The organism is Streptomyces sp. NPDC041108 (assembly GCF_055592645.1).
The window spans coordinates 1-20,245 of record NZ_JBVIYK010000013.1 but is presented as its reverse complement, the minus strand read 5'-3'; the positions used below and the strand labels follow the sequence as shown (position 1 = coordinate 20,245).

Below are 20,245 nucleotides of genomic sequence, written 5' to 3'. Positions count from 1 at the left end.
CCGGTCCGCAGGGGCGCCCGAACCGGGTTTCCACCCGGCCCGGCCCCCCTGCGCGGACCCCGTGCTCACGCCGTCAGCGCTGCAGTGTCAGCAGACCCGGACGGTAGGGCAGGAGGCCGTAGTCCCCGCTGGAGTTGGGGCTGCGCCCCTGGTAGAGCAACTGCAGATTGCAGGGGTCGACGGTCATGGTCTGATCGGCGCTGGAGCGGATCAGTTCGCCGTGGCTGATGTCATTGGTCCAGGTGGCTCCGCTGTTGGCCTTGCCGGCGAAGGGATTGCTCTCGGTCGTGGCCTGGGGGGTCCACGAGCCGTTCAGGCTGGTGGCCGTGAACGAGCGGAAGTAGCGGCCCTGCGAGCCGATCGCCTCGACGATCATGAGGTAGCGGTTCTGGCCCTGCAGCTTGTAGACCTGCGGGGCTTCGAACAGGTTGTTCCGCGTGTCGCTCATGACCACGGTGGAGGTCGTGCCGAAGCTGCCCGGGAAGTTCCCGATCGGCATGCTCGCCCGGTAGATCTTGCCGTTGTCACCGGCGAAGAACAGGTACATGTTCGTCCCGTCGCCGATGAGCGTCTGGTCGATGGGTCCTGTCCCGGAGTCGGAGATGCTTCCGGAGAAGAGCACCTGCTGGGACGACCAGCCGTTCGGGTTGGTGGGGTCGCTCGACGTCCGGTAGGAGAAGGCGGTCCCGCCCCACTGGTAGGCGAGCACCCAGATGTTCTTCGGCGCGAAGTAGAAGAGGGTCGGCGCGACGGTGGAGGTCGACATCGTGTTCTGGGCGGCCGAGGCCATCTCCGACCAGTTGGTGAACAGGCCGAAGTTCATCGACCCCCAACGCGTCCCCGTGTCGTGCGTCGTCGCGTAGACGAGCTGCCTGCCGTTGTAGGGGGCGACGGTGAAGTCCTTGAGCGAGACCCATCCCGACCTGGGCTGCGCCAGCGCGCCCGTCGACGTCCAGCGGTAGGCCGACGGAAGGTCGCACGGGCCGGAACCACCGCCGCCGACCTTGACGAGCTGCCACTGCTGGTTGGTGCCGCCCCAGTCGTCGTACTGGACCACGTTGGCGTTGTCGGCGGTGCCGGCGCCCTGTACTTCGAGGGCCTTGTTGCTGTGGCGCGCGATGAGCCGCACGTAGCCGTCCGAGCTGTCGGCCAGCCGCCACTGCTGGTTGGTGCCGTTCAGGTCGGCCCACTGGACGATCGAGCCGCCGTTCGCGGTGGAGAGGTTGTGGACGTCCAGCACCTTGCCCGAGTGACGGGACTTGACGCGGTAGTAGCCGCCGCCGGAGTCGACGAACTGCCACTGCTGCTGGGCCTGGTCGTTCCTGGTCCACTGGGTGATGCGGGCGCCGTCCTCGGTCGCCCGGTTGTAGACGTCCAGGGCCTTGCCGCTGTTGCGGTTGACCAGCACGTACGAGGCGTTGGGGTCGACGGTCGCCGCGGCGGCGGGCTGGGCGCCGAGGAAGGCGGCCACGAGCAGCAGCGGCGAGAGGACCGCGAGCAGGCGTCTTGGACCGACCGGGGACGGGTGGCGGAACCACATCAGAGGGCCTCCTTGGGGGGCGGGGTGAGGCGACGCCGATGAATCAGCGGAGCGGCTGTACCGGGGAGCGGGGATCGGGCAGCGGAGAACGCTTCGAAACATTCGAAGAACAAGCCGAACCTTTGACGCCACAAGCTAGGAATGGGGACCTCTTCGGTCAAGGGCTGTCGCCGATCTGTCTACAAACAGCTCCTCGCGGCACCCGGGAGCTCCGCGACAAGGCACGCCGACCCAAGGGGAATGGAGAGAAGGAGAGTTGAGTGATCGAGGTTCGGTCGCTCGATGTGTTTCCGAAAGATTCGATCCGGCAGCGGAAACTTTCTTTGTGATGAGTATTGACGATTCACTGTCAATCCCTCAATCATCCCTCTCTGAGTGACCGACCGTGGTTCGGGATTCCGGACCGCGTCGCCCTGAATGGCTGTGCCGCACGGCCGATCCCGCGCAGCCGCACGCGGATCCGCTGATCAGTCCTTCGAAGCACCAGCGCCACCCCGTTTCCGTGCCGGTGAGCTCGCACCACCGCATCCTGGCTGTTCGCGCAGCCGTAGAGACGACCGATGCCACGTGGCGGCCGACCGGCGAGCCGCGAGGGAGCACCCCCATGTCCGTATCGCCCCACCCCCCGCCGGCCGTACGTCCCCCGACGGCCGACCGACCGGCTGCCGTCCCGTGATCGCCGGGGGCGGTGAGGGGTTCCCCTGCGCCTTCGATCCTTCCGTGATGTCCACGATGTCCACCTTGTCTGGAGGCACAGTCATGGGCTCGTACGCCCTTCGCGGACCAGACGTCCGCCCAAAGATCCGCGGCTTGCTGCTGACACTGCTCGTCAGCGTCCTCGGTACGGTCGCCGCGCTGATCGCGCCACCGGCCGCACACGCCGCCGAGAGCACGCTCGGTGCCGCCGCGGCACAGAACGGCCGCTACTTCGGCACCGCCATCGCCTCCGGCAGGCTGGGCGACTCGACGTACACGACGATCGCGAACCGTGAGTTCAACTCGGTGACGGCCGAGAACGAGATGAAGATCGACGCCACCGAACCGCAGCGAGGCCAGTTCAACTTCGCCGCCGCCGACCGCGTCTACAACTGGGCCGTGCAGAACGGCAAACAGGTGCGCGGCCACACCCTGGCCTGGCACTCCCAGCAGCCCGGCTGGATGCAGAGCCTCAGCGGCAGCGCCCTGCGCCAGGCCATGATCGGCCACATCAACGGCGTGATGGCCCACTACAAGGGCAAGATCGCCCAGTGGGACGTCGTGAACGAGGCCTTCGCCGACGGCAGTTCCGGAGCACGGCGCGACTCCAACCTGCAGCGCACCGGCAACGACTGGATCGAGGTCGCCTTCCGCACCGCGCGCGCCGCCGACCCGGCCGCCAAGCTCTGCTACAACGACTACAACGTCGAGAACTGGACCTGGGCCAAGACCCAGGCCATGTACGCCATGGTCCGGGACTTCAAGCAGCGCGGCGTACCGATCGACTGCGTCGGCTTCCAGTCGCACTTCAACAACGACAGTCCCTACAACAGCAACTTCCGCACCACCCTGCAGAACTTCGCCGCCCTCGGGGTCGACGTGGCCATCACCGAACTCGACATCCAGGGCGCCTCGGGCACGACCTACGCCAACGTGACCAACGACTGTCTGGCCGTCCCGCGCTGCCTCGGCATCACCGTCTGGGGTGTGCGCGACTCCGACTCCTGGCGACCGGAGCACACACCGCTGCTGTTCAACCGTGACGGAAGCAAGAAGCCCGCCTACACCTCGGTCCTCAACGCACTCAACGGCGGTACCCCCACGCCCCCCGCGGACGCCCGACCGGTCAAGGGCGTCGGCTCGGGCCGCTGCCTGGACGTGCCCGGCACCAGCACCACCGACGGTACCCAGCTCCAGTTGTGGGACTGCCACACCGGCACCAACCAGCAGTGGACGTACACCGCCGCCGGCGAGCTGAGGGTCTACGGAAACAAGTGCCTGGACGCCGCCGGCACCGGCAGCGGCACCAAGGTCCAGATCTACGGCTGCTGGGGCGGCGACAACCAGAAATGGCGCCTCAACTCCGACGGGACCATCGTCGGCGTCCAGTCCGGCCTCTGCCTCGCCGCCGCCGCCGGCGGCACCGCCAACGGCACCCTGATCCAGCTCTCCTCCTGCTCCAACGGCAGCGGCCAACGCTGGTCCCGCGCATGAGGGGATCCGTCACCGACGAAAGGGGTAACCGATGAAGACCGACGGTGCGGCCCACCCCGCCGCTCCCGCACGACACCGCTGGTGGTCCCGGGTCGCCGCGCTGGTGGCGGCGACCCTCGCGATCGGCATGCTCGCCGTCGTGAACCCGGCGCCCGCCGAGGCGGCGACGGTGGACACCAATGCCTGGTACGTCCTGGTCAACCGCAACAGCGGCAAGGCCCTGGAAGTCACCGGTGCGGCCACCGCCGACGGCACGCGGGTGAGCCAGCGCACGCGCAACGACGGCACCAACCAGCAATGGCGGTTCACGGACTCCGGCGACGGTTTCTACCGCCTCAAGGCCCGGCATTCGGACAAGGTCCTCGACGTGGCCGGCGCATCCACCGCGGACGGCGCCGCGATCCAGCAGTGGGCCGACCACAACGGGGCCAACCAGCAGTTCCGCCTGGCCGACTCCGACGCGGGCCACGTCCGGCTGATCAACCGCACCAGCGGCAAGGCGGTGGAGGTACAGGGCGCCTCCACCGCCGACGGCGGCAACGTCGTCCAGTACACCGACTGGGGCGGCGCCAACCAGCAATGGCAGATGGTCAAGATGTCGTCCGGCGGCGCGGGCGGATGCGGTAACGCCCCGACGCTGGCGAGCGGTACGCACACGATCCAGAGCGGCGGCAAGAGCCGAAGCTTCATCCTCAGGGTTCCCGCCAACTACGACAACAGCCGCCCCTACCGGCTGATCTTCGCCTTCCACTGGCGGGGCGGAACCGCCGGCGACGTCGCCTCGGGCGGCACCAGCGGGAGCGCCTGGTCCTACTACGGCCAGCAGGAACAGTCCAACAACAGCGCGATCCTCGTCGCTCCCCAGGGCCTCGGAAACGGCTGGGGCAATGCGGGCGGTGAGGACGTCACCTTCGTCGACGACATGCTCCGACGCATCGAGGGCGGTCTCTGTGTCAACCCGGCACAGCGCTTCGCCACGGGGTTCAGCTGGGGCGGCGGGATGAGCTACGCACTCGCCTGCAGCCGGGCGAACGTCTTCAGGGCCGTCGCGGTCATCTCCGGCGCCCAGATCAGCGGGTGCGACGGCGGCTCCCAGCCCATCGCCTACCTCGGCATCCACGGTGTCGGCGACTCCGTCCTCAACATCGCACAAGGACGGTCCCTGCGCGACAGGTTCGTCGGCAACAACGGTTGCACCCGCCAGAACCCGCGCGAGCCCGCGTCGGGCAGCCGCACCCACATCACGACCGCCTACTCGGGCTGCCGTGCCGGATACCCGGTCCAATGGGCCGCGTTCGACGGAGGCCACACTCCCGGCCCGGTCGACGGCTCCTCGGGCGACAGCGGCGTCACGACCTGGACCAAGGCAGAGATCTGGAGGTTCTTCGCACAGTTCTCATGACACGCCCGCACCAAGGGGTGGAGCCAGGCCGAACCTGGCTCCACCCCGTCGATGTCCGTCCGTCCCGGACGAGGCCCGTCGTCCCGAGCCGTCGTCCTCAGTCGTCTTGAGCCGTCGTCCCGCGTCCGGTCCGGATCTCGTCCTCGGCGTCCGGGGTCACGACGAGGCGGGCGACTGAGGGGAGCGGAGCACGAGCAGGGTGATCTCGCTGGGCGCGAAGACACGGAACGGAGGGCCCCAGAAGCCGGTGCCGCGGCTGGTGTAGAGGAGGGTGCGGGTGCCGTGGCGGCTGAGGCCGGCGAGGGCGGGCTGGTCGAGGCGGACCAGGTGGTGGAAGGGCCAGATCTGACCGCCGTGGGTGTGCCCGGAGAGCTGGAGGTCGATACCGGCGGCCGCTGCCCGGTCGACGAACTTGGGCTGGTGGGCCAGGAGCAGGACGGGCAGGTCGGGGTCGGTGCCGTGCAGGGCTCCGGCGAGGTGGGCGCCGTGGCCCGCCAGGCCGGAGGACTCGGCGGTGACGTCGTCCACGCCCGCGACCACGAGAGTGTCGCCTCCGCGTTCGAGCAGCAGATGACGGTTGCGCAGCGGCTCCCAGCCCAGCTCGTCCATCAGATCGACCCAGCCCTGGGCCTCGCTGTAGTACTCGTGGTTGCCGGTGACGTAGACCCGGGCCCGGGTGGCCCGCACGGTACCGAGCGGGACGGCCTGGGCGCGGCGGCGTTCGGCCGTGCCGTCCGCGATGTCGCCGGTGTGACAGACCAGATCGGCCTCCAGCGAGTTCACGGTCTCGCACACCCGCGCCGACCAGCGGGCGCGATCGAGCGGGCCGTAGTGGGTGTCGGTGATGAGGACGACGCGGGTCCCGTCCAGCCCCGCACCCAGCCGCGGGAGCTGCACGTCGAGTCGGCGTACGCGTGGCACGCGGCGGGCCTCGGCGTACCCCCGGGCGAGCAGGACGGCGGCCACGCCGACGACGGCCCAGGTGACGATCCGGGCCCGCTCCTGGCCCTCCCCGACGCCGGCCACGCTCAGCGCGAGCCGCAGCAGGACACCGAGCAGCACGGACCAGGTGAACAGCACCCAGCTGACGCCCAGCAGGGTGTCGCCGACGATCGCCGCCCGGTCCTGTTGCCGCCGGCCGTGGCCACGCGCCATTGCGAGCGGCATGCCGACGAGACCGAGGACGAACAGGACGGTGCCGACGAGCGTGACGGGCAGTGGCCAGTGCTGGCCGGCGTGCAGGAGCACCCAGCAGGGCACGACCCACAGCAGGACGGGGGCGATCAGGGGGAGGTACCGCATCAGACGGTGCAGCCGGCTCGGCCGAGGAGCCTGCGTCGCGCCTTCGGCGGATCGGGTGTCGCTGGCGTCGCTCATGCTTCCCCCTGCCGGCCGGGCTGTTGTCCCGCGCAGGGTATCCGGTCGCCGCCGGGCGGGCCGAGTACCCCGTCAGGCGGTCTGCCGCCCGCTTCCCCTCCACCTCGACGCGCTGGACGAGACCGTGAAGTGGGGCGGCGAAGCCGCCGAGGCGGTCGACACCCGCATCGGAGTGCGGGCGGCCTGCGACGATTTCGCCCGCCTGCTGTCGCACCCCCGTCCGTACGCCTCCGGGCCGAAGGACAGCCGAAGGACAGGTGACGGCTCATGGAGCCAAGTCGCCGACGGGCCTGCGGAAGCACAGGACGGACAGCTGCATTCGTGAGCCCGTGACGCGAGCCGGGCTACGATCTGCGCTCCGCAGCCGCGGGAAACTTGGTATGCGCAGCCGACGGAAGCAGGTAACGTCTGGCTCATGTTCTTCCAGACGCCGATTTACGAGTGAGAGCGTGATGGGCCCCTGCTGACGTCCTTCGACGTCGCCGTGCCCGTCCCCCACCGATGAATCCGTAGATCACTTCACACCACTCAGGGAGAACCCGTGAGCAAGAACATCAACAACCCCGTGGGCATGGGCGGCGGCCAGCGCAAGAAGCTGTCCCGCGCCGAACGGCAGAACAACGGTCCGCACCGCAACCTCGACCGCCAGACTGCGGCCGAGCAGAAGGCGGAGCTGGTGCGCAAGATGCGTGAGAAGGCAGGCACAGCCGAGGGCGCCGGGCAGACGGGCGACACCACCGCACAGAGCTGACGCACCGCCACCGCAGGGTGGCACCGTACGGCAGCAGGGCCCGGACCGCGACACGCGGTCCGGGCCCTGCTGCCGTACCGAGCGCGGCCCGCCCCGCTCAGCTTTCCGCCGAGCCCGCGCGTCTCAGCCCGGACCTGGTCCGGGCAGGGATACGGATCCGGGCTGTGCGACGCGGAGGCGACCCGCTCCCGCACGGCGCTCGCCGCCCGGGACGGGGGCGGGCGGCTGCTCGGCGTGTTCGCGAGGGTCAGCCGGCCCGCAACACGTCGAGTGCTGTGAGTGCCACGTGGAGCTCGGTGCGCTGGTCGCCCGATTCGAGGTCACGGGCGAGGAGACGCTCGATGGTGCGCAGCCGTTGGTACATGGTCTCGCGGGAGAGGCCGCCCCGACGGGCGGCGGTCGTCTTGTTGCCGGCCGCGTCGAGGTAGTGGCGCAGGGTCGTCAACAGGTCGGTGCCGTGCTGGGTGTCGTGGTCGATGAGGCGCCGGAGCTGCCGTTCGGTGTACTCCTGGATCCGGGCGTCCCCGCGGACGGCGTACAGCAGGCGGCGCAGGCCGATGTCGGACAGCTCGTGGAAGGAGCGGTCCGGCGGGAGGGGCTGATGGGGTGGGGTGGCCTCGGCGACGCGGGCCGCCTCGCGGAACGAGCGAGTGGTCTCGGTGAGGTCCGTGACCTCGGAGCCGACACTCACGACGGCTTCCGGGGCCGAGTTCAGTACCGAGCCGGACAGACGCTCCACGAGGGGGCGCCAGGTCTGGGAGGCGCGCAGAGCCAGCAGGATGCCGAGGCGGTCGGGGGCCAGTTCGCCGACCAGGGCCGGCGCGCCTGCCGATCTCAGCTCCTGCAGCAGACGGGACTCGATCTCGGTCACCCCTTCCCCTGCACGCAGGTCCACCAAGGTGGCGACGAAGTGGCTGCGATCGATCGGCAGGCCCAGTGCGGAGCAGCGGGCGCGGGCGTCCCCCGCGGAGCGGTGGCGCTGTTCCACCAGGTCGCGCAGGGCGTTCCGGTGCGCGGTGCATTCCCATGGAGTGGAGTGGATGAGGCGCGCGACGGTCAGGGCCATCGCGGTCCTCTCCAGCAGGGTGATCTCCTCCGGCCCGAACGCCGCACCTTCGGTGCGCGCCGGGAGCATGGCCACACGACCCCAGCGCTCGCCCCGGTACTCGACGGAGGCGGTCAGCCAGCCTCCCGGACCGCGTACCGCCGTGCTGTCGCCGGGCCCGGTCGCCCTGGAGAGCCGTTCCCAGTCGGCGAGTGCCTCCTCGACCGTGAGCCCGGACGGCTCGCAGATCAGGGCCTGGTGGACCAGGTTCTCCAGGACGACCGTGCGCCCACTCATCTCCGCCGCCGCTCGCACCACGTCCTCCGGCCCGGCACCGCGCAGGGTCAGGGTGGTGAACGCCTCGTGGATGCGCTGCGTACGGCGCATGGCCTCCGCCTGGTTGCCGAGCAGGAGCGCGTGCACGACCTGAGTGACCTCCAGGAAGTTGACGTCCTTGGCGAGGGTGACGAGGGGCAGGCCACGACGGCGGCAGGCGTCGACGAGGCTCTCCGGGGGGCGGTGGTAGCGGCGTACGAGTTCGATGACCAGGGCCGCGGCGCCGATGTCGGCGAGTTCGTCGACATACCGGCGTACGCCGGCCGCGTCCTGCGGCAGGGGCATTCCGGTGGTGAGGACGAGTTCGCCGCCCTTGAGGAACGACGCGGGGTCGGTCAGCTCGGTGATGTGGACCCACCGCACGGGTCGGTCCAGGCCCGGCCTGCCGGTGACGACCTGGGGCAGTCCGGCGGCCAGGACGGGGAGCGCCAGGACATCGGCCACGGTGAGCGGACGGGTGGGCCCCTGGCCGGCCGGGTGGTTGTCGTTCACGGTCTCTCCATGAGGGTCCCTGCTCGAACTCGGCCCGGAGCCCGAGGGAGTGCCCGGCCACTGTGACAAGCGTCTCTGACCTGCGCAAGAGCGGTCCGTGAGTGATCGGTGCCTGGCGTGCCCACCGAGGAGGCTGACACAACGTCCGGATGTCGCGTTCCGGCCGGACAGATCGCGCGTTGGCGCACCCTCCGCCCGCGGGGATGCTCGGGGGACCGCAGCTGACCGAACACCGAGGCCGGGAGACGAACATGACCGCACTGTCGCCGCACCTTCGCCAGGCTACGCCCGTGGTGGCGGCCCGGGGCGAGGGCGTCCACCTCTTCGACCAGGACGGCCGCCGCTACCTCGACTTCACCGCCGGCATCGGCGTCACCAGCACCGGCCACTGCCACCCCAAGGTCGTGGCGGCGGCCCAGGAGCAGGTGGGCTCGCTGATCCACGGCCAGTACACGACGGTCATGCACGAGCCGCTGCGCCGCCTGGTCGACAAGCTCGGCGAGGTGCTGCCGGTCGGCCTGGACAGCCTGTTCTTCACCAACTCCGGGAGCGAGGCGGTGGAGGCCGCGCTGCGACTGGCCCGCCAGGCCACCGGGCGCCCGAACGTCATCGTCTGTCACGGCGGCTTCCACGGCCGTACGGTCGCCGCCGCCTCCATGACGACCTCCGGTACTCGTTTCCGCTCCGGTTTCTCCCCGCTGATGAGCGGCGTGGTCGTCACCCCCTTCCCGTCGGCCTACCGCTACGGCTGGGACGAGGAGACCGCGACCCGCTTCGCCCTGAACGAGCTGGACTACACCCTCCAGACGATCTCCTCGCCCGCCGACACGGCCGCGATCATCGTCGAGCCGGTCCTCGGCGAGGGCGGTTACGTCCCCGCGAACCGCACCTTCATGGAGGGCCTGCGCGAGCGGGCGGACCGCCACGGCTTCCTCCTCGTGCTCGACGAGGTGCAGACCGGTGTCGGCCGTACCGGCCGCTTCTGGGGACACGACCACTTCGGTGTCACCCCGGACATCCTCGTCACCGCCAAGGGCCTGGCCAGCGGCTTCCCCCTGTCGGGCATCGCTGCCTCCGAGGAGCTGATGACCAAGGCGTGGCCCGGCTCGCAGGGCGGGACGTACGGTGCGAACGCCGTCGCCTGCGCCGCGGCGTGCGCCACCCTCGACGTCGTACGCGACGAGAAGCTCGTCGAGAACGCCGAGGCGATGGGCAAGCGGCTGCGCCAGGGCCTGGAGGCGGTCGCCGACCGCACGCCGGGCATCGGCGACGTGCGCGGCCTCGGCCTCATGCTCGCCACCGAGTTCGTCACCGAGGACGGCAGCCCCGACCCCGAGACCGCCGCCCGCGTGCAGCGTGCCGCCGTCGACGAGGGCCTGCTCCTGCTGCAGTGCGGCGCCTGGAACCAGGTCGTACGCATGATCCCGGCGCTCGTCATCGACGAGACCGCGGTGGACGAGGGCCTGCAGGCGTGGGCGACCGCGGTCGAGGCCGGCACATCGGCAGCGGCACGGCGATGACGGACACCACCACGGCCCTGGAGCCGCTGGTCGTGCGGCTCGCCGAGGCCGCGCCCGGCCTGCGGGTGGAGACCGGCCCCGGCTCCACCGGGCCCTACGCCTACGACGCCTCCAACTACCGGGTCCCGCCGAGGGCCGTGGTCTTTCCCCGCAGCGCCGACGACGTCGTCGCGGTGCTGCGGGCCTGCCGCGAGACAGGCATCCCCGTCACCGCGCGCGGCGGCGGCACCAGCATGGCGGGCAACGCCGTCGGACCCGGCGTCGTGCTGGACTTCTCCCGGTACCTGACCCGGATCCTGGACATCGACGTCGCGGCGCGTACCGCGCGCGTCGAGGCCGGGGTGATCCTGGACGCGCTGCGGTCCGCGGCCGCCCTGCACGGGCTCACCTTCGGACCCGACCCCTCCTCGCACAGCCGCTGCACCATCGGCGGCATGATCGGCAACGACGCGTGCGGCAACCGATCCGTGCGGCACGGGCGCACCAGCGGCCACATCGAGGCGCTGGAGATCGTGACGGCCGACGGCGTGCGGGCCGTTGCCGACCGCACCGGACTGCGGGCCGCCGACCCGGACGACACGGACGCCGTCCGGCGTGTCGCCGGTCTGGAAGCAGACCTGCGTCGCCTGATCGACGCCAACCTGGCGTCGATCCGCACCGAACTGGGCCGGGTACCGCGCCAGGTCTCCGGCTACCAACTGCACCACCTGCTGCCCGAGCACGGCTTCGACATGGCCCGCGCACTGGTGGGCACCGAGGGCTCCTGTGCGGTCGTCACCGCGGCGACGGTCCGCCTCGTGGCGACCGCACAGGCTTCCACCCTGCTGGCCCTCGGCTACGACGACGTGGTCGACGCCGCCGAGGACGTCCCCGAGATCCTGCGCTGGAACCCCACCGCCGTCGAGGGCATGGACGAGGCGATCGTCGCCACCATGCGCGCCCGGCGCGGTCCGGACTCCGTCACCGGCCTCCCCGAGGGGCGTGCCTGGCTGTACGTCGAGCTCGACGGCGAGGACCAGGCGGCCGTCGACGCCCGCGCGGACGAACTGCTGGACGTGCTCAGAGCACAGGGCCGGATGACCGGTGGGCGGGTCGTGCACAGCCCGGCCGAGCGGCGCTCGCTGTGGCGGGTCCGCGAGGACGGGGCAGGGCTCGCCGCCCGGCTCGTCGACGGCTCGGAGTCCTGGCCCGGCTGGGAGGACGCGGCCGTCGCGCCCGCAGACCTGGCCGCCTACCTGCGCGACTTCCGTAAGCTGCTGGCCACGCACGGCCTGACCGGCGTGCTGTACGGCCACTTCGGCGCGGGCTGCGTCCACGTGCGCATCGACTTCGACCTCGCCACGGACACGGGGCGGGCCGCCGCCCGCCGGTTCCTCACGGAGGCCGCGGCCCTGGTCGTCGAGCACGGCGGAAGCCTGTCGGGCGAGCACGGCGACGGGCGGGCCCGGGGCGAGCTGCTGGAGGTCATGTACAGCCACCGGATGATCCGGACGTTCGCCGCCTTCAAGGAGGTCTTCGACCCGGAGGGGCTGCTCAACCCCGGCGTCATCGTGGCCCCGGCTCCCCTCGACGCCGACCTGGCGCTGCACACACCCTCGAAGGTGCTGCCCGTCGAGACCCTCTTCTCCTTCCCCCACGACGAGGACGGCTTCGCGGGAGCGGTACGCCGCTGTGTCGGTGTCGGCCGCTGCCGCAGCGACGCGGGCGGCGTGATGTGTCCCAGCTACCGGGCCACGGGGGAGGAGAACGACTCGACCCGGGGCCGGGCCCGTCTGCTCCAGGAGATGGTGCGGGGCGGAACCGTCCAGGACGGCTGGCGCTCCACGGAGGTGCGGGACGCCCTCGATCTGTGCCTGTCCTGCAAGGCATGCTCCAGCGACTGCCCGGTCGGCGTCGACATGGCCACGTACAAGGCGGAATTCCTGCACCAGCACTACAAGGGCAGGGTCAGGCCCCGCTCCCACTACTCGCTGGGCTGGCTCCCCCTGACGTCCAGGCTCGTCGGCTTCGCGGCCCGCCCGGTGAACGCGCTGCTGCGCGGGCCCGTCGGGAGGCTGCTCGCGCGCCTCGGCGGAGTGACCACGAAACGCAGGATCCCCGCTTTCGCCTCCCGGCACGAGGTACGCCGGGCCCTGCGCACGGCAAGGGCCGGTGAGCCGGCGAAGGCCTTGCTCTTCGTCGACAGCTTCACCCGCGCCTTCCGCCCCGACGTGGCCGGGGCGGCGAGCCGCGTACTGGCCGACGCCGGCCTGCCCTGCACGGCGGAGGACGACCTGTGCTGCGGCCTGACCTGGGTGAGCACCGGACAGCTGTCCGTGGCGCGCCGCATCATGGCCCGTACGGTCGCCCGTCTGGACAACGGCGACGACCGGCCCATCGTCGTGGCCGAGCCCAGCTGCGCCGCAGCGCTCAAGCGTGACGTGCCCGAACTCCTCGGCACCGACGCCGCCCGGCGCGTCGCGGCCCGCGTCCACACCCTCACCGGAGCCCTGACCGACCTCGCCGCCCCCGGCTGGACGCCCCCGGAACTGCCGGACCACGTCGTGCTGCAGACCCACTGCCACGAGTACGCCACGTTCAAGGGCCGCCACCCCCGCGACCTGCTCGGCCGCCTCGGCGTACACAAGGTCGACGAGGCCGAGGGCTGCTGCGGGCTCGCCGGCAACTTCGGCTTCGAGGAACAGCACTACGACACCTCGATGGCCGTCGCCGACCTCGCTCTGAAGCCACGCCTCGACGACATCGGCCCGCGGACACCGGCCGTCGTCGTGGCCGACGGATTCAGCTGCGCCACCCAGATCGACCACCTCGCCGGAGACCGGGGCATCCGCGCCCTGCACCTCGCGGAACTGCTCGACCCCGCCGCCGACCGACCCGGACAACCAGGAGAGAACTCATGACCGACACACCCACGCAGTTGTTCATCGGTGGCGCCTGGGTGGACGCTGCGGACGGTGCCACCATGCCCGTCGACGACCCCGCCACCGGCGAGATCCTCTGCCATGTCGCCGACGCCGGTTCCAAGGACGCGAAGCTCGCCGAGGAAGCGGCCGTGCAGGCCCAGGCGGAGTGGGCGCGTACGGCGCCCCGAGTGCGCAGCGAGATCCTGCGCCGGGCCTACGAGATCATCATCGAGCGCACCGACGAGCTCGCCCACCTGATGACGGCCGAGATGGGCAAGCCGCTCGCCGAGGCCAGGGGAGAGGTGGCGTACGCGGCGGAGTTCTTCCGCTGGTTCTCCGAGGAGGCCGTGCGTATCGACGGTGGCCTTGCCACATTGCCGGACGGCCGCAACCGCATGCTGCTCTCCCGCCGCCCGGTCGGCCCCTGCCTGCTGATCACCCCGTGGAACTTCCCGCTGGCGATGGGCACCCGCAAGATCGGTCCGGCGGTCGCCGCCGGCTGCACGATGGTGCTCAAGCCCGCCCCGCAGACCCCTCTGTCCAGCCTGGCTCTCGCCGCGATCCTCAAGGAGGCCGGGCTGCCGGACGGCGTGCTGAACGTCGTCACCACCTCCCGTGCGGGGGAGGTGTGCGAACCGCTCCTGCGCGGCGGGCGGATTCGCAAGCTGTCCTTCACCGGTTCCACTGCCGTGGGGCAGTTGCTCCTCGCCCAGAGCGCGGAGGCGGTCGTGCGGACCTCGATGGAGCTGGGCGGGAACGCGCCGTTCATCGTCTTCGAGGACGCCGACCTGGACAAGGCCGTGGACGGCGCGATGGTCGCCAAGATGCGCAACATGGGCGAGGCGTGCACGGCCGCCAACCGCTTCTTCGTGCACCGCTCGGTGGCGGAGGAGTTCGGACGGCGGCTGGCCGAGCGGATGGCCGCGCTGGTCGTCGGTCCGGGCACCCGGGACGGCGTAGACGTCGGTCCGCTGATCGACAGGAGGGGGCGCGGCAAGGTGGAGGAGCTGGTCGCCGACGCGGTGGAGCGCGGGGCGAGGGTGCTCGCCGGAGGCCGTGCACCCGAAGGTCCCGGCAACTTCTACCCGCCGACCGTGCTGGCCGACGTCGATCCCGCCAGCCGCCTGATGGACACGGAGATCTTCGGCCCGGTCGCCGCGATCCTCACCTTCGACGACGAGGACGAGGTGATCCGCCGTGCCAACGACACTCCCTGGGGACTGGTCGGCTATGTCTTCACCGAGGGCCTCGACCGTGCCCTGCGGGTGAGCGAGCGGCTGGAGGTGGGCATGGTGGGGCTGAACACCGGTCTCGTGTCCAACCCCGCCGCACCGTTCGGCGGCGTCAAGCAGTCGGGGCTGGGCCGCGAGGGCGGCCGGGTGGGGATCGACGAGTTCCTGGAGTACCAGTACCTCGCGGTGCCCGTGAGCTGACGGCGGTCATGCCCTGACCGCGCCGCAACACGCACCGCGACGGGCCGCCCCCGTGCCCGGTTTCCACGCCGCCGGGCACGGGAGGTCGGCCATGCCCTCCCCTCGGCGAGGGCCTCGTCGACCAGCGCCTCCATCACAGCTCCCGCGGGCCGATGGAGGCGCTGGTTGCCGAGGCCACGGCTACCAGGTCGGGAGCCCGGGCAAGAAAGAAAGTCCAGGCAGAAAGAAAGTCCAGGCAAGGAAGAACATGTCGCTCCTGAAGACCATCGACACCCATCCCTCCTTCGAGCCGCACCGGTCCGGTCCGCCCCCGGAACGTCTGATCTCCGGCGACCCCGCGTTCATGACCTGGCCGCAGGACGTCGCCCGCGGCGAGATGATCCATACGGGGATCTGGGAAGCGACGCCCGGCGAGACGCGCTCGATCAAGGGGGATACCTTCGAGTTCTGCCACATCCTCTCCGGCATCGTCGAACTCACGCCGGCCGGTGGCGAGCCGGTGGTCTACGAGGCAGGTGACAGCTTTGTCATGAAGCCGGGCTTCGTCGGTGTCTGGAAGACCGTCGAAACCGTGCGCAAGATCTACGTGATCGTGAAGTGATGCCGTCGCGCGACGCCCTCTTCCGCGTCGGCACGCGGCCGTCGGCCGGGGTGAGGAACCCGCGGCCGGAGCCGGGACCGCCGTCAGGCCAGATGCCGGGCGGTGATCTCCGCCGCCGTCTCGGCGACCAGCCGACCCAGCTCGGGCAGCAGGCCGGGCTCGAAGCGGGAGTCGGGCAGGGAGGCGGCCACGGCGGCCAGCGGTGTGTCCTCACCGTCGAGCACGGGTGCCGCGATCGCGCAGACCCCCTGCAGGTACTGGTTGTGGTTGACGGCGTAGCCACGCTCTCGCACGCGGTGAAGCTCCGCCCGCAGTTGCCCCGGCTCGGTGATGGTCTCCTCGCCGTAACCCTCCAGCGTTCCCGCGGTGACCTCTGCTATCTCGGACTTCCCCAGATGGGCGAGGACGGCGTTCCCGGCGGCGGTGGCGTGCAGGGGCGAGGTGTCGCCGATGGCGTGGAAGGTGCGTACGGCGTGGTCGGAGTCGACGCGGTCGACGACGACCATGCATTGCAGGGCGTCGGGTACCGACAGGTGGATGGTCTCGTTCAGTGTGTCCCGGAGGCGAACCATGGGTTCACGGGCTGCGGCGAACAGGCTGGAGCCCTGTAGGGCGGCGGGTCGTACGGCCAGGACGCGGGCGCCGATCTCCCAGCGGGTGGTGTCCTTGCGGTTGGCGCGCAGCCAGCCGGCTTCGGCCAGTGTGACCAGGGTCCGCTGCACGGTGGACTTCGGCAGCCCGAAGATTTTCGTCAACTCTCCTACGGTCACGGGCTGATGCTGGGCGACCGCCTCCAGGACGCGCAGCGACCTGGTGACGCTCTTCATTTCCATCCGATGCCCCCTCAGACCTGTGGATTCATGTTTCTCGCCTCGTGACTCCCTCAAGGAGTCATCTGCCGATCGTGCCGGATAATAGCATAGCGTTCCACAATATGGCACGATTGGGAGGGTGTGGAGGTGCATCCCGATTCCCCGCGGCGATGGGCGGCGGTAGTGCTCTGACCGTCCCTGCCGTGCCGCGTGGTGCGGCCGCCCTGCGTCCGGTCTTCCCCCGGTCGGGCGCAGGGCGGTGGCTGCCGTGAGGCAAGGCTGAGGGCCGGCTTGCGCGCTGAGGCGTGCGAGCCGGCCCTCGACCGACGGTCTGCGGGGTGTTGTCCGCCGTTCAGGCGCCCAGGCGGCGCTGTGAGATCTCCGCGGCCGTGTCGGCGACGAGGCGGCCCCACTCGGGCGCGCGTTCGCTGTCGAACCGTGCCTCGGGCATGGAGGCGGCCACGGCTGCCAGCGGAGTCCCGTCCTCGTCGAGCACGGTGGCGGCGACGGCGCAGACGCCGGGCCGGTACTGGTTGTGGTTGACCGCGTAGCCGTCGGTGCGGATCCGGTCCAGCTCGGCGCGCAGTTCGTCGGGCTGGACGGGGGTGGTGTCGCTGAACCGCTCCAGCCCTGCGGTGATGAGCTCTTGGACATCTCGCTTCGGAAGGTGGGCGAGGATGGCGCGTCCCACTGCGGTGGCGTGCAGGGGCGAGGTGTCGCCGATGGCGTGGAAGGTGCGTACGGCGTGGTCGGAGTCGACGCGGTCGACGACGACCATGCATTGCAGGGCGTCGGGTACCGACAGGTGGATGGTCTCGTTCAGTGTGTCCCGGAGGCGAACCATGGGTTCACGGGCTGCGGCGAACAGGCTGGAGCCCTGTAGGGCGGCGGGTCGTACGGCCAGGACGCGGGCGCCGATCTCCCAGCGGGTGGTGTCCTTGCGGTTGGCGCGCAGCCAGCCGGCTTCGGCCAGTGTGACCAGGGTCCGCTGCACGGTGGACTTCGGCAGCCCGAAGATCTTCGTCAACTCTCCTACGGTCACGGGCTGATGCTGGGCGACCGCCTCCAGGACGCGCAGCGACCTGGTGACGCTCTTCATTTCCATCCGGTTTCCCCCTGTTAATCCTCGAAATTTCTGCTGGACACCCTCTTGACTCCCCTCCGAGGGCGCTGTCATTCTCTGTGCCAGATTCTAGCACAGCATTCCACATAGTGGCACGGCATGGCGGGGGGATCCCTCGCAGGGAGCCGGATTGCGAGACGCGGCGGTTGCGAGCCGCAGGTCCACAAGGAGGGCCTGGCTCCCGCTCAAACCATCCCGAATCGAACAGCCTCACGTCGAAGGCTCAGCATGCGCCTCGGCGATACGAAAGGAAAGTCCTGTGTCAGCTGCCAGGAAGCGCGTCGCGGTGGTCGGCGTCGGAACGATGGGCAGCCAGGCCGCCTGGCGGCTGGCGGCCCGCGGCGCCGAGGTCGTCGGCTACGACCGCTACGCACCCGGCCACGACCGAAGCGCCGCCGGCGGTGAGACCCGCATCTTCCGCAGCGCGCACTTCGAGGACTCCCGGTACGTCCCCCTCCTCAAGCACGCCGACGGCCTCTGGGAGCAGCTCCAGCAGGAGACCGGCCGCGAGCTGCGCCGCCTGACCGGATGCCTGCTCATGGGGCCGACCAGCCACCAGCAGATGGCCACCGTCCTTGAGTCCATCGCCGAGCACGACCTCGACCACGAGGTGCTGGACGCCGAGACGCTCGCCAAGCGATTCCCGCAGTACCGCATCGAGGACGGCGACGCGGCCGTACTCGACCGCCGCGCCGGGTTCATCCGCCCCGAACTGACGATCCAGACCGCCGCCCGCCGCGCCGAGCAGCTGGGCGCCGTGATCCACCGCTACAGCACGGTCCGCGAGATCGTCCCCGTCGCGGGCGGCGTGGAGATCCGCACCGACTCCGGCAGCGAGCGCTTCGACACCGCCGTCGTCACGCCCGGCCCCTGGGTCAACGACCTGCTGCCCGACCTGCCGTGGGAGGTGGAGATCCGCCGGTTGGTCAGCGCCTGGTACGTGCCCACCGCCCCCGACGCCTGGTTCGGCGAGGAGCGCCCGGCGTTCATCCGTACGGCACCCACCCACTGCTACGGCCTGCCCTCCCCGGACGGCATCTCGGTCAAGCTCGGACTGTCCCGCGCGCTGCACCGGCTCACCGACGACCCCAACCAGCTGGACCGCACCGTACGGCCGGACGAACTGGAGATCTTCTCCGAGCTGATCGGGCGTTACCTGCCCGACCTGCACCCGGACCCCACCCGTCTCTCCGTCTACATGGAGGGCTACACCGAGAGCAGCCGCCCCCTGGTCGGCCCGCTGCCCGGCGCCGAGAACGTCATCCTGCTCGCCGGCTTCTCCGGCCACGGATTCAAACTCTCGCCCGCCTTCGGCGACATCGCCGCGGACCTCGCGCTGGACGGCGCCTCGCCCCAGCCCATCGACTTCATCTCCACCGTCGGCCGTGCGGAGGCATGACCATGAACGACACCACGCTCTCCGTGGGCACCCTGGTCGCCGAGCCGGGCACCAAGGTCCGCGGCCACGTCCCCGCCGACCTCGGCACCCTCACCGCTGACATCCCGCTGACCCTCGTCAACGGGACCCGTCCCGGCCCCCGCGTCGTCATCACCGCAGGTGTCCACGGCGGCGAGTTTCCGCCCATCGACGCCGTGGTGCGACTGGCGGACGGGCTGGAGCCCTCCGAGGTGCACGGACAGGTGATCATCTGTCCGGTCGCCAACCCTCCCGCCGTGTACCGGGGCAGGCTCAACATCTCCCCGGTCGACGGGGTGAACCTCAACCGCGTCTTCCCCGGCGACCCGGTCGGCGGCCCCACCGAGCGGCTGGCCGCCTGGCTCTTCGCGAACCTGATCGACGGCGCCGACGTCTACATCGACCTGCACTGCGGCGGCATCGACCAGGTCCTGCGGGACTTCGTCGGCTACCGCATCACCGGTGATCCGGACCTGGACAAGGCGACGGCCGAACTGGCAGGCTCCTTCGGCATCGAGGACGTCATCCTCGGGCTGACGCCCGAGGGCGGCAACAGCCACGCGGCCGCCGCCCGCCGGGGCATCTCGGCGGTCCTCGTCGAGGTGGGCGAGCTGGGCCGGCGGGACGAGGCCACTGCCCTCCGCCGCGTCGACGGCCTGCTGAAGGCCCTTCGACACCTGGGCGTCCTCGACCAGGACGGTTCCGCCCCGACGCCGATCCGCGCATGGGTCTGGTCCGCCGGCGTCACCGCAGAGGCCACCGGTCTGTGGTACCCGGAGTACTCCTTCGACGCCGACGTCATCGGCGATGTCTCCGAGGGCGACCTCCTCGGCCGCATCGTCGATCCGGCCGACGGCACGGAACACACCCTCCACGCCCCGGCCGACGGACGGATCTTCTACGCCATGCACGGCCTCACCGTCGCCCCCGGTACCGAACTCGCCGCCCTCGCCATCCCGTGGGACCCCGACACGGCCGCGCGGGCCGACACCCTCCGGGCACCCGGCCTGGGTGCCGGATCCGACGAGGCGGATCCCCGCTCCTAGACCCCCATTCCAGCCGCCCCCCTTTCCCACTCCCCAGCCGTCCCTTCCCACGGCCGGCATCACCAGGAGGCACCAAATGAAAGACGCCCGAATAGACCGCAGACTGTTCCTGCGAGGAGTAGGCGGAGTCACTGCCGGTATCGCCGCCGCGACCACACTCAGCGCCTGCGGTACCGGCTCCAGCCGGACGGCCGGCGGCAGCGGCGGCAAGGGTTCCAAGACGGTGGTCGTCCGTGACAGCGGCGGTTCCTACGGAG

14 protein-coding genes and 1 pseudogene are annotated in these 20,245 nt (G+C 70.8%); 10 read left to right on the top strand and 5 right to left on the bottom strand.

The window, feature by feature from the left end; all coding sequences use genetic code 11:
* Positions 1-73: 73 nt before the first annotated feature.
* A complete protein-coding gene (locus tag ACZ6BB_RS30485; RefSeq protein ID WP_471618334.1) occupies positions 74-1,540 on the bottom strand; it encodes a non-reducing end alpha-L-arabinofuranosidase family hydrolase in 1,467 nt (488 codons plus the stop codon).
* A gap of 759 nt (positions 1,541-2,299) precedes the next feature.
* On the opposite strand from ACZ6BB_RS30485, the gene ACZ6BB_RS30480 reads away from it, so the two are divergent.
* Both ACZ6BB_RS30480 and ACZ6BB_RS30475 read left to right on the top strand, forming a co-directional pair.
* Entirely contained in the window at positions 2,300-3,730 is a 1,431-nt protein-coding gene (locus ACZ6BB_RS30480) for an endo-1,4-beta-xylanase (RefSeq protein ID WP_471618531.1), read from the top strand.
* Positions 3,731-3,830: 100 nt separating this feature from the next.
* Positions 3,831-5,132 carry an RICIN domain-containing protein gene (locus ACZ6BB_RS30475; RefSeq protein ID WP_471618530.1) on the top strand — a complete coding sequence of 434 codons (1,302 nt, stop codon included), beginning with the start codon at positions 3,831-3,833 and terminating at the stop codon, positions 5,130-5,132.
* A gap of 156 nt (positions 5,133-5,288) precedes the next feature.
* On the opposite strand, the gene ACZ6BB_RS30470 is transcribed toward ACZ6BB_RS30475, so the two are convergent.
* Positions 5,289-6,509: a metallophosphoesterase gene (locus tag ACZ6BB_RS30470; protein ID WP_471618333.1), complete on the bottom strand. Its 1,221-nt coding sequence runs from the start codon at positions 6,507-6,509 to the stop codon at positions 5,289-5,291.
* Between the two features lie 541 nt (positions 6,510-7,050).
* Between ACZ6BB_RS30470 and ACZ6BB_RS30465 the strand changes: the two genes are divergently transcribed.
* Positions 7,051-7,260 (top strand): DUF6243 family protein, encoded by a 210-nt coding sequence (locus ACZ6BB_RS30465; protein WP_471618332.1) that lies wholly within the window; start codon positions 7,051-7,053, stop codon positions 7,258-7,260.
* A gap of 247 nt (positions 7,261-7,507) precedes the next feature.
* Here ACZ6BB_RS30465 and ACZ6BB_RS30460 read toward each other — a convergent pair whose 3' ends face one another.
* Positions 7,508-9,133, bottom strand: a complete 1,626-nt coding sequence (locus tag ACZ6BB_RS30460) for a PucR family transcriptional regulator (RefSeq protein ID WP_471618331.1) — start codon at positions 9,131-9,133, stop codon at positions 7,508-7,510.
* 251 nt (positions 9,134-9,384) lie between these two features.
* On the opposite strand from ACZ6BB_RS30460, the gene ACZ6BB_RS30455 reads away from it, so the two are divergent.
* From ACZ6BB_RS30455 to ACZ6BB_RS30440, 4 genes are all read left to right on the top strand, one after another.
* Positions 9,385-10,653, top strand: coding sequence for an aspartate aminotransferase family protein (locus tag ACZ6BB_RS30455; RefSeq protein ID WP_471618330.1), 1,269 nt, complete (start codon positions 9,385-9,387; stop codon positions 10,651-10,653).
* A complete protein-coding gene (locus tag ACZ6BB_RS30450) occupies positions 10,650-13,553 on the top strand; it encodes an FAD-binding and (Fe-S)-binding domain-containing protein (RefSeq protein ID WP_471618329.1) in 2,904 nt (967 codons plus the stop codon). The genes ACZ6BB_RS30455 and ACZ6BB_RS30450 overlap by 4 nt, the downstream gene beginning before the upstream one ends.
* Positions 13,550-14,989, top strand: a complete 1,440-nt coding sequence (locus ACZ6BB_RS30445) for an NAD-dependent succinate-semialdehyde dehydrogenase (RefSeq protein ID WP_471618328.1) — start codon at positions 13,550-13,552, stop codon at positions 14,987-14,989. The genes ACZ6BB_RS30450 and ACZ6BB_RS30445 overlap by 4 nt, the downstream gene beginning before the upstream one ends.
* 247 nt (positions 14,990-15,236) lie before the next feature.
* Positions 15,237-15,590 (top strand): cupin domain-containing protein, encoded by a 354-nt coding sequence (locus ACZ6BB_RS30440; RefSeq protein ID WP_471618327.1) that lies wholly within the window; start codon positions 15,237-15,239, stop codon positions 15,588-15,590.
* 83 nt (positions 15,591-15,673) lie between these two features.
* Here ACZ6BB_RS30440 and ACZ6BB_RS30435 read toward each other — a convergent pair whose 3' ends face one another.
* The gene (locus tag ACZ6BB_RS30435) at positions 15,674-16,417 is read right to left on the bottom strand and encodes an IclR family transcriptional regulator (RefSeq protein ID WP_471618529.1); all 744 of its coding nucleotides are present in this window, start codon (positions 16,415-16,417) and stop codon (positions 15,674-15,676) included.
* A gap of 337 nt (positions 16,418-16,754) precedes the next feature.
* Positions 16,755-17,501 carry an IclR family transcriptional regulator gene (locus tag ACZ6BB_RS30430; RefSeq protein WP_471618528.1) on the bottom strand — a complete coding sequence of 249 codons (747 nt, stop codon included), beginning with the start codon at positions 17,499-17,501 and terminating at the stop codon, positions 16,755-16,757.
* Positions 17,502-17,784: 283 nt separating this feature from the next.
* Between ACZ6BB_RS30430 and solA the strand changes: the two genes are divergently transcribed.
* The 3 genes and pseudogenes from solA to ACZ6BB_RS30415 all read left to right on the top strand — a co-directional run.
* Positions 17,785-18,924: an N-methyl-L-tryptophan oxidase gene (solA, locus tag ACZ6BB_RS30425; RefSeq protein ID WP_471618326.1), complete on the top strand. Its 1,140-nt coding sequence runs from the start codon at positions 17,785-17,787 to the stop codon at positions 18,922-18,924.
* Positions 18,925-18,926: 2 nt separating this feature from the next.
* Complete coding sequence (locus ACZ6BB_RS30420) at positions 18,927-19,988, top strand: succinylglutamate desuccinylase/aspartoacylase family protein (protein WP_471618325.1); 1,062 nt, start codon at positions 18,927-18,929, stop codon at positions 19,986-19,988.
* A 76-nt stretch (positions 19,989-20,064) separates the two neighbouring features.
* A pseudogene (locus ACZ6BB_RS30415) lies at positions 20,065-20,245 on the top strand (ABC transporter substrate-binding protein); the annotation flags it as partial.

Excerpts from the sequence above, each read along its gene's own strand:
- ACZ6BB_RS30485 (WP_471618334.1), bottom strand. The coding sequence starts at position 1,540 with ATGTGGTTCCGCCACCCGTCCCCGGTCGGTCCAAGACGCCTGCTCGCG.
- ACZ6BB_RS30480 (WP_471618531.1), top strand. The coding sequence starts at position 2,300 with ATGGGCTCGTACGCCCTTCGCGGACCAGACGTCCGCCCAAAGATCCGC.
- ACZ6BB_RS30470 (WP_471618333.1), bottom strand. The coding sequence starts at position 6,509 with ATGAGCGACGCCAGCGACACCCGATCCGCCGAAGGCGCGACGCAGGCT.
- ACZ6BB_RS30455 (WP_471618330.1), top strand. The coding sequence starts at position 9,385 with ATGACCGCACTGTCGCCGCACCTTCGCCAGGCTACGCCCGTGGTGGCG.
- ACZ6BB_RS30450 (WP_471618329.1), top strand. The coding sequence starts at position 10,650 with ATGACGGACACCACCACGGCCCTGGAGCCGCTGGTCGTGCGGCTCGCC.
- ACZ6BB_RS30445 (WP_471618328.1), top strand. The coding sequence starts at position 13,550 with ATGACCGACACACCCACGCAGTTGTTCATCGGTGGCGCCTGGGTGGAC.
- ACZ6BB_RS30440 (WP_471618327.1), top strand. The coding sequence starts at position 15,237 with ATGTCGCTCCTGAAGACCATCGACACCCATCCCTCCTTCGAGCCGCAC.
- ACZ6BB_RS30435 (WP_471618529.1), bottom strand. The coding sequence starts at position 16,417 with ATGAAGAGCGTCACCAGGTCGCTGCGCGTCCTGGAGGCGGTCGCCCAG.
- ACZ6BB_RS30430 (WP_471618528.1), bottom strand. The coding sequence starts at position 17,501 with ATGAAGAGCGTCACCAGGTCGCTGCGCGTCCTGGAGGCGGTCGCCCAG.
- ACZ6BB_RS30420 (WP_471618325.1), top strand. The coding sequence starts at position 18,927 with ATGAACGACACCACGCTCTCCGTGGGCACCCTGGTCGCCGAGCCGGGC.